The following is a 6,586-nucleotide window of genomic DNA, read 5'->3' on the forward strand; positions in this document are numbered from 1 at the left end:
GTGTGGCGTTCCATATATTCCGACATGTCGAAGCGGATCAGCTCGACGCCGAGCGACGCGGCCAACTGCTTGGCAACTTCGGTCTTGCCGACGCCGGTCGGACCCGAGAACAGGTAGGAGCCGATCGGCTTCTCCGGTTCGCGCAGGCCGGCACGCGCCAGCTTGATCGCCGAGGTCAGCGCGGTGATCGCGGTGTCCTGGCCATAGACGACGCGCTTCAGCTCGATATCGAGGCCCTGAAGCACCTTCTCGTCGTCGGCCGAAACCGTCTTCGGCGGGATGCGGGCCATGGTGGCGATCGTCGCCTCGATCTCCTTGATGCCGATGGTCTTCTTGCGCTTGGCTTCCGGCACCAGCATCTGCGAGGCGCCGGTCTCGTCGATCACGTCGATCGCCTTGTCCGGCAGCTTGCGGTCGTTGATGTAACGTGCCGACAGTTCCACCGAGGCCTTGATCGCCTCGTTGGTGAACTTCACCTTGTGGAACTCCTCATAATAGGGCTTGAGGCCCTTCATGATCTCGATGGCGTCCTCGATGGTCGGCTCGTTGACGTCGATCTTCTGGAAGCGCCGCACCAAGGCACGGTCCTTCTCGAAGAACTGCCGGAACTCCTTGTAGGTGGTCGAGCCGATGCAGCGGATCGCACCCGATGACAGCGCCGGCTTCAACAGGTTGGACGCATCCATGGCGCCGCCTGATGTCGCCCCTGCCCCGATGACCGTGTGGATCTCATCGATGAACAGCACGGCACCGGGATAATCCTCGAGCTCCTTGACGACCTGCTTCAGCCGTTCCTCGAAATCACCGCGATAGCGCGTGCCGGCGAGCAGCGTGCCCATGTCGAGCGCGAAGATGGTGGCGTTGTGCAGCACTTCGGGAACGTCGCCCTCGACGATGCGCTTGGCCAGGCCCTCGGCGATCGCAGTCTTGCCGACGCCGGGGTCGCCGACATAGAGCGGGTTGTTCTTGGAGCGGCGGCACAGCACCTGGATGGTGCGGTTGATCTCGGATTCGCGGCCGATCAGCGGGTCGATCTTGCCGGCCTTGGCCTTGTTGTTGAGATTGACGCAATAAGCCGTCAGCGCATCCTGCTGCTGCTTCTTCTTGCCGCCTTCCTCTTGCGGCTCGGCGCCGTTCTGGCCGCCCTGCTCGTCGTCCGCACCGCGCGGCGAGCGTGTCTCTGACGCGCCCGGACGCTTGGCAATGCCGTGCGAGATGTAGTTGACCGCGTCGTAGCGGGTCATCTGCTGTTCCTGCAGGAAATAGGCGGCATGGCTCTCGCGCTCGGCGAAAATGGCGACGAGCACGTTGGCGCCCGATACTTCCTCGCGGCCGGACGACTGCACATGGATCACCGCGCGCTGGATGACGCGCTGGAAACCGGCCGTCGGCTTGGAGTCCTCGTCGTAACCGGTGACGAGGTTGTCGAGCTCGGTGTCGATATAGGTGAGAACCGTATGCTTGAGCTCATCGAGATCGACATTGCAGGCTCGCATGACGGCGGCCGCCTCGGTGTCGTCGATGAGCGCGAGCAGCAGATGTTCTAGGGTTGCATATTCATGGTGCCGCTCATTGGCGAGCGTCAGCGCCTGGTGAAGCGCCTTTTCCAGGCCTTGGGAGAAAGCCGGCATGTTACCTCACTTCTTCTCCATCACGCATTGCAGCGGATGCTGATTCTGTCGGGCGAAATCCATGACCTGGGACACTTTGGTCTCGGCCACCTCGAATGTATAGACCCCGCACTCGCCCACTCCATGATTGTGAACATGAAGCATGATGCGTGTGGCGGCTTCGCGATCCTTCTGGAAAAAACGCTCCAGCACGTGAACCACGAACTCCATCGGAGTGTAGTCGTCGTTGAGGATGAGGACCCGATAAAGGCTGGGCTTCTTGGTCTTGGTTTTGGTGCGCGTGATGACGGCCGTCCCACGGCCGGCCCCATTGCCGTTACCGTCGCCGTCTTGCATTCGCACCACGCGTCTCGTGGCAGTCAAACCTGAAGTCACGTATTCCTGCCTCTTTCGATTCCCCATGCGAGTTCGACATGTAGGTGTTCGATGTACGATTTTAAGCCCTTCTGGTTAGCTGACAATATGGCTAGGTCACCAAACTTGGACGATTTTCGCAATCGTGAAGGGGCGCGAGGCTCTGGAGCGAAAATTGACACGAAAAAGCCCGGCCGCGTTTCCGCGGCCGGGCTTTTTCTCGGGTTCAAAGGCTCAATCTGGGTCACGTCAGGCGAAATCAGTTCGCCCGGGCGAAATTACTTCGCCTTGGCAACGATCGATTCGAATGGCTTGTAAGCTTCCTTGGCGAGTTCGGCATACAGATCGCCGATCTTGGTGGCCTCGGCGACGAACGCCTCATAAGACTGCTTGGCGTAGTCCGACTGGATCTCGATCGCCTTTTCCAGCGACTTGGCTGAAAACAGCTTCTCCACAGTGGCGCTGCCGGTTTCAAAACTCTTCTTGGTGTATTCACCAGCCTCGGTGGCAATCGCCTGCGCGCCCTTGGACAGCGACGCGAAGCTCTTCAATCCGGTGTCGGCGAACTCTTTGCCGTATTTGCTGAAGTCCTCATAGGTCTGGGTCATTTCACGATTCCCTTGACGGTTGAAGCGTCCTTCTTCGGGGCGCCCTTGTGCAATGCAAGATAATATATTGTGCGCCGCACAAAAGTCAAGATTCCGCGGGCTTGCGGGCCCGCCTGCGCAGCCAATGGCTAAAAATCGAATAAAGAGAACCTCAAGCCCGAAGAAAATGGTGAACGCGGCGGTTACCATAAACGGATTGGTAACGCTGCGCCGGTAGCTTGACCGGAAGCGAGGCAGGACCCTTTGCCGCCTCCAACGCAACGAAGAAATCCAAGGGAAGTACCAGTGCGTAAGGCGTTGTTGGGCATCGTTTCCAAATCCACCTCCCCTCTCAAAACGATGATGATCGTCGCCTTGGCGATGACATTCGTTTTTGGCGACGTTGCCTCGTCGCTGGCGGCCAGGCAGGCGGCCATCGTCGTGGATGCCAAGACCGGCAAGGTGCTTTACTCCGCAGATGCCAACGGCAGGCGCTACCCAGCTTCGCTGACCAAGATGATGACGCTGTATCTGACCTTCGAAGCGATGGCGAAGGGCAAGATCAGCAGGAACACGCCAGTGGTGTTTTCCGCCAAGGCCTCCGCCGAGGCGCCGACGAAACTTGGCGTGAAGCCGGGCGGTTCCGTCACGGTCGAGACCGCGATCCTGTCGATCGTCACCAAATCGGCGAACGACTCGGCCACCGCGCTCGGCGAAATGCTCGGCGGCAATGAAACCACTTTTGCCCGCATGATGACCGCCAAGGCGCGTGCGCTGGGCATGAACGGCACCGTATTTAGAAACGCCAATGGCCTGCCCGACCCCGGCCAGTTCACCACCGCGCGCGACATGGCGACGCTCGGCATCGCGCTGCGCGAGCATTTTCCGCAGTATTACGGCTATTTCTCGCAGCGCTCCTTTCTCTACGGACGCAAGCGCATCAACGGCCACAACCGCCTGCTTGGACGTATCAAGGGTGTCGACGGCATCAAGACGGGCTACACCCGCGCCTCCGGCTTCAACCTCGTCTCGTCGGTTTCCGATGGCAATCGCCGCATCGTCGGCGTGGTCATGGGCGGCACCTCGGGCGGCAGCCGTGACAATCAGATGGCCAACCTGATCAACACCTATCTGCCGAGGGCATCGACTCGCGGCGGTGGCGATCTGGTCGCCAAGGCCGGTGGCAATAACCCGATCACCGCCCTCGCCAAGGTTCTTCTGCCCAAGCATGACGCTCCGACACCGGACGACAAGCCTGTCATAGCGCAGGACGATGCCATCGTTGCCGAGGACGCCACGGTCGCCGAAGACGACACCGCGCAGGCCGAGGAAGCAGCTCCCGTCGTCAAGACCAGAAAGGTCAAGACCGTCATCGTTTCAGCCCCCCAGGTCGCGACGGCCCAGGTGGTAGCGGCCTATGCCGAGCCGACGCCGGCGGCTGTCGACCCGGTCAACACCGCGTCGGTGCCGTCGGGCTGGGCCATTCAGGTCGCCTCGTCGCCCAAGCAGTCCGAGGCCCAGGCCTTTCTCGACAAGACCACCAAGCAGGCGCCCAAGGTGCTGGCGGACGCTTCCGGTTTCACTGTCGCCTTCGACAAGGATGGCGTCACCTATTACCGCGCCCGCTTCGGTGGTTTCGGTTCGAAGACCGCCGCCTGGAAGGCCTGTACCGCTTTGAAGAAGAAGAACATCGAGTGCTACGCCGTCCAGCAGTAGGACGGCGTGCAAGCCATCTCCCGGAAAAATTCTGCGTCGAAGGAGACTAGTTGTGATTGGAGAGCAAGACGTCCTTGGCTTCGTTAATCCGCGCCGCCAGGAAAGACGTGCCGCCGACATCGGGGTGCAGGCGCTGCATCAGGCGGTGGTGCGCCTTGCGGACATCCGCCGCGGCGGCCCCCGCTTCAAGACCAAGGACCTTGTAGGCCTCCTCCTTAGTCATGGCGCCCGGACCTGGCGCAACACCCAGCCCTTCGCCACCGTTCGTCTCAGCGTTTTTGCGCCAGACGGGAAATCTGCCGTCAAGATACGTCTCTAGCAGCTGTCGGCTCTCCGGGTCGCTGGAGAGTTCGCGGTAGAGGTGTTGCAATTCCGCCAGCCCCATCGCGCCAAGCATCTTGCCTTCGTGGCGGCCAGCCAGGACCAGTCCTTCGAGGCCGCCGGTATCGTGATCGAGCTCCATTTCCAATGCCGCCGTGCGCACCGTCGAGCGTTTGCCCGGGGCAAGGCCGGCCGGCTGGCCTTTCATTCGCATGGAACCATACCAGGCAATTGCCCCGGTGAGAATCATGCCGCCGATGCCTTCACGGCCGACCACAAGCACGGCGACGCCGACAACTGCCAGAAGAGCCGGCCCGAGCGTTCGCAGCGTGCTCGCCAGTTTCGCCGGCTCGGCACGCAGAAAGATCGTCACCGCGCCGAGAAGCAGCAGAAGCAACGCTACAAAAGCGATGATTGCGCCCATTATTTTCCGCCGCCCCGCAGATGCTCGATCATCAGCCGGTCTTCCGGCCTGCCCCTGGCTTCGAGCGCCTTCACCCCGCCGGTCGCATACACGGCGACGGCCGAAAGCAGCCCTGCCAAGGTCGCGGCAGCCCGCCGATCAAATCGGAACCAAGCCCCCTTGGAAAGCCGCGCAATCTCTTTGAACGCCTTTTCCGCGCCGGAATCATGGCCTTCCTGAAACACGAAGACAGGAACGCCATGAAGGCCGAGGCTGCCGGCCTTTTCGGCCAGATCGTCGATATTCTCTTCCATCGCGTCGCCGATGTAGACCAGCGCATTGACCTTGGCGGCCGCCGTCTGTTTCAGCGCATGCGTCAGGACCTTTCCGATCTGGGTGTGGCCGCTGCGGCATTCGATCCGCGTCATCAGCTGCTTCAAGGCATTGGTGTCGCTCACGAAAGCCGACGAACGGCACTCGCCGAGGCCGCGAAAATAAACCAGTTGCACGCTGAGGGTTCCGGCCTTGCCGACTGCGTCGAACATCTGGCCCTGCAGCGTGCAGGCCAGATCCCAGGTCGGCTGGCGGCTCATCGTCGCGTCGAGGGCAAGGATCAGCCTGCCCGAACCGGTCGCCGACGCGGCAAGTGTCCTCGCCTGACGAATGAAGGCGTCGATCTCGCCGGCGTTGGATTGAGGCTTGACCGGCGCAGGACTGGTCCTCGCTGGCACAGGCTGCTTCTTATCACTCATGAAAAACAAGATGTGGCGTTGCCACATCGCTTGCAAGCCCCACATCGGGCGGTGCAAAGGGCCAGGCGGTGATGCCACCTGGGGTCAGAGCAGACCGAGATCGGCCAGCTCGCGCCTGAGTTTCGGCGGCATCTCGATCAATCCGGCCTTGCCCTTGCCCAGATCGAGCGGCGCGTCCGCCGGTTTCAGGTAGCGCCAGCCCTGAAAAGCCCGGCGCGGCTGCCAGTCGGTGCGTACAACCTCGGGGTCGAGTATCAGATGGCAACGGCCTATGCCTTCACTGTCGGTGAACGGCCGGATTTCGGTGATCAACTGGCGGCACTGCACATTGCCTTTGATCACCCAATAGAGCGAACCGCCATCGGTAACCTCGGCGCCGCGTGTCGGCATCATGCGGGTGGTGTGATACTGCTCGACCGGCTCACCGGCGCGCCGCCGCTCGTCGAGGCGGAAGGCGATCCACTCTTCGAGATCCTCGACGCTGTCGCAGCCGACACAGAGTTTTATGAGATTGAGAGACATCGCTTAAGGTTAGTCCCGCACGCGAACGCGTCAACGACCGGATCGACTTCTCCACAGCGGCGGTTTAGGCCAGCCTTCAGCACTCCACGACGTTGACTGCAAGCCCGCCAAGGCTGGTTTCCTTGTACTTCTCGTTCATGTCGAGGCCGGTCTGGCGCATGGTCTCGATCGCCGCATCGAGCGGTACGAAATGGATGCCGTCGCCCTTGATGGCCAGCGACGCGGCCGTCACCGCCTTGACCGCGCCCAGCGCATTGCGCTCGATGCACGGCACCTGAACCAGACCACCAACCGGATCGC

The 6,586-nt window shown here is 61.5% G+C and carries 8 protein-coding genes; 1 reads left to right on the forward strand and 7 read right to left on the reverse strand.

Annotated elements, in window-relative coordinates; translation table 11 throughout:
• The 3 genes from EN893_RS13350 to EN893_RS13360 form a co-directional block, all read right to left on the reverse strand.
• Positions 1–1,631 (reverse strand): AAA family ATPase (locus EN893_RS13350; protein ID WP_128361580.1); only part of this gene is annotated, 1,631 nt, incomplete at its 3' end.
• Between the two features lie 6 nt (positions 1,632–1,637).
• On the reverse strand, positions 1,638–1,967 hold the full coding sequence (clpS, locus tag EN893_RS13355; protein WP_023812950.1) for an ATP-dependent Clp protease adapter ClpS: 330 nt from the start codon (positions 1,965–1,967) through the stop codon (positions 1,638–1,640).
• Between the two features lie 296 nt (positions 1,968–2,263).
• Entirely contained in the window at positions 2,264–2,593 is a 330-nt protein-coding gene (locus EN893_RS13360; RefSeq protein WP_013531776.1) for a phasin family protein, read from the reverse strand.
• Between the two features lie 285 nt (positions 2,594–2,878).
• Here EN893_RS13360 and EN893_RS13365 point away from each other — a divergent pair, with 285 nt between their 5' ends.
• Positions 2,879–4,288, forward strand: coding sequence for a D-alanyl-D-alanine carboxypeptidase (locus tag EN893_RS13365; RefSeq protein ID WP_127269294.1), 1,410 nt, complete (start codon positions 2,879–2,881; stop codon positions 4,286–4,288).
• A 46-nt stretch (positions 4,289–4,334) separates the two neighbouring features.
• On the opposite strand, the gene EN893_RS13370 is transcribed toward EN893_RS13365, so the two are convergent.
• The 4 genes from EN893_RS13370 to EN893_RS13385 form a co-directional block, all read right to left on the reverse strand.
• Positions 4,335–5,033, reverse strand: a complete 699-nt coding sequence (locus EN893_RS13370) for a molecular chaperone DnaJ (protein WP_128361581.1) — start codon at positions 5,031–5,033, stop codon at positions 4,335–4,337.
• Positions 5,033–5,764: a VWA domain-containing protein gene (locus EN893_RS13375; protein WP_164900836.1), complete on the reverse strand. Its 732-nt coding sequence runs from the start codon at positions 5,762–5,764 to the stop codon at positions 5,033–5,035. Before EN893_RS13375 ends, EN893_RS13370 begins: the two co-directional genes overlap by 1 nt.
• 84 nt (positions 5,765–5,848) lie before the next feature.
• Positions 5,849–6,286 (reverse strand): DUF1489 family protein, encoded by a 438-nt coding sequence (locus EN893_RS13380; protein WP_013531780.1) that lies wholly within the window; start codon positions 6,284–6,286, stop codon positions 5,849–5,851.
• A 76-nt stretch (positions 6,287–6,362) separates the two neighbouring features.
• On the reverse strand, positions 6,363–6,586 hold a 224-nt coding region (locus EN893_RS13385; protein WP_206640112.1), incomplete at its 5' end, for an L-serine ammonia-lyase, iron-sulfur-dependent, subunit alpha.

The organism is Mesorhizobium sp. M7A.F.Ca.CA.004.04.2.1 (assembly GCF_004022825.1).
GTDB lineage: Bacteria > Pseudomonadota > Alphaproteobacteria > Rhizobiales > Rhizobiaceae > Mesorhizobium.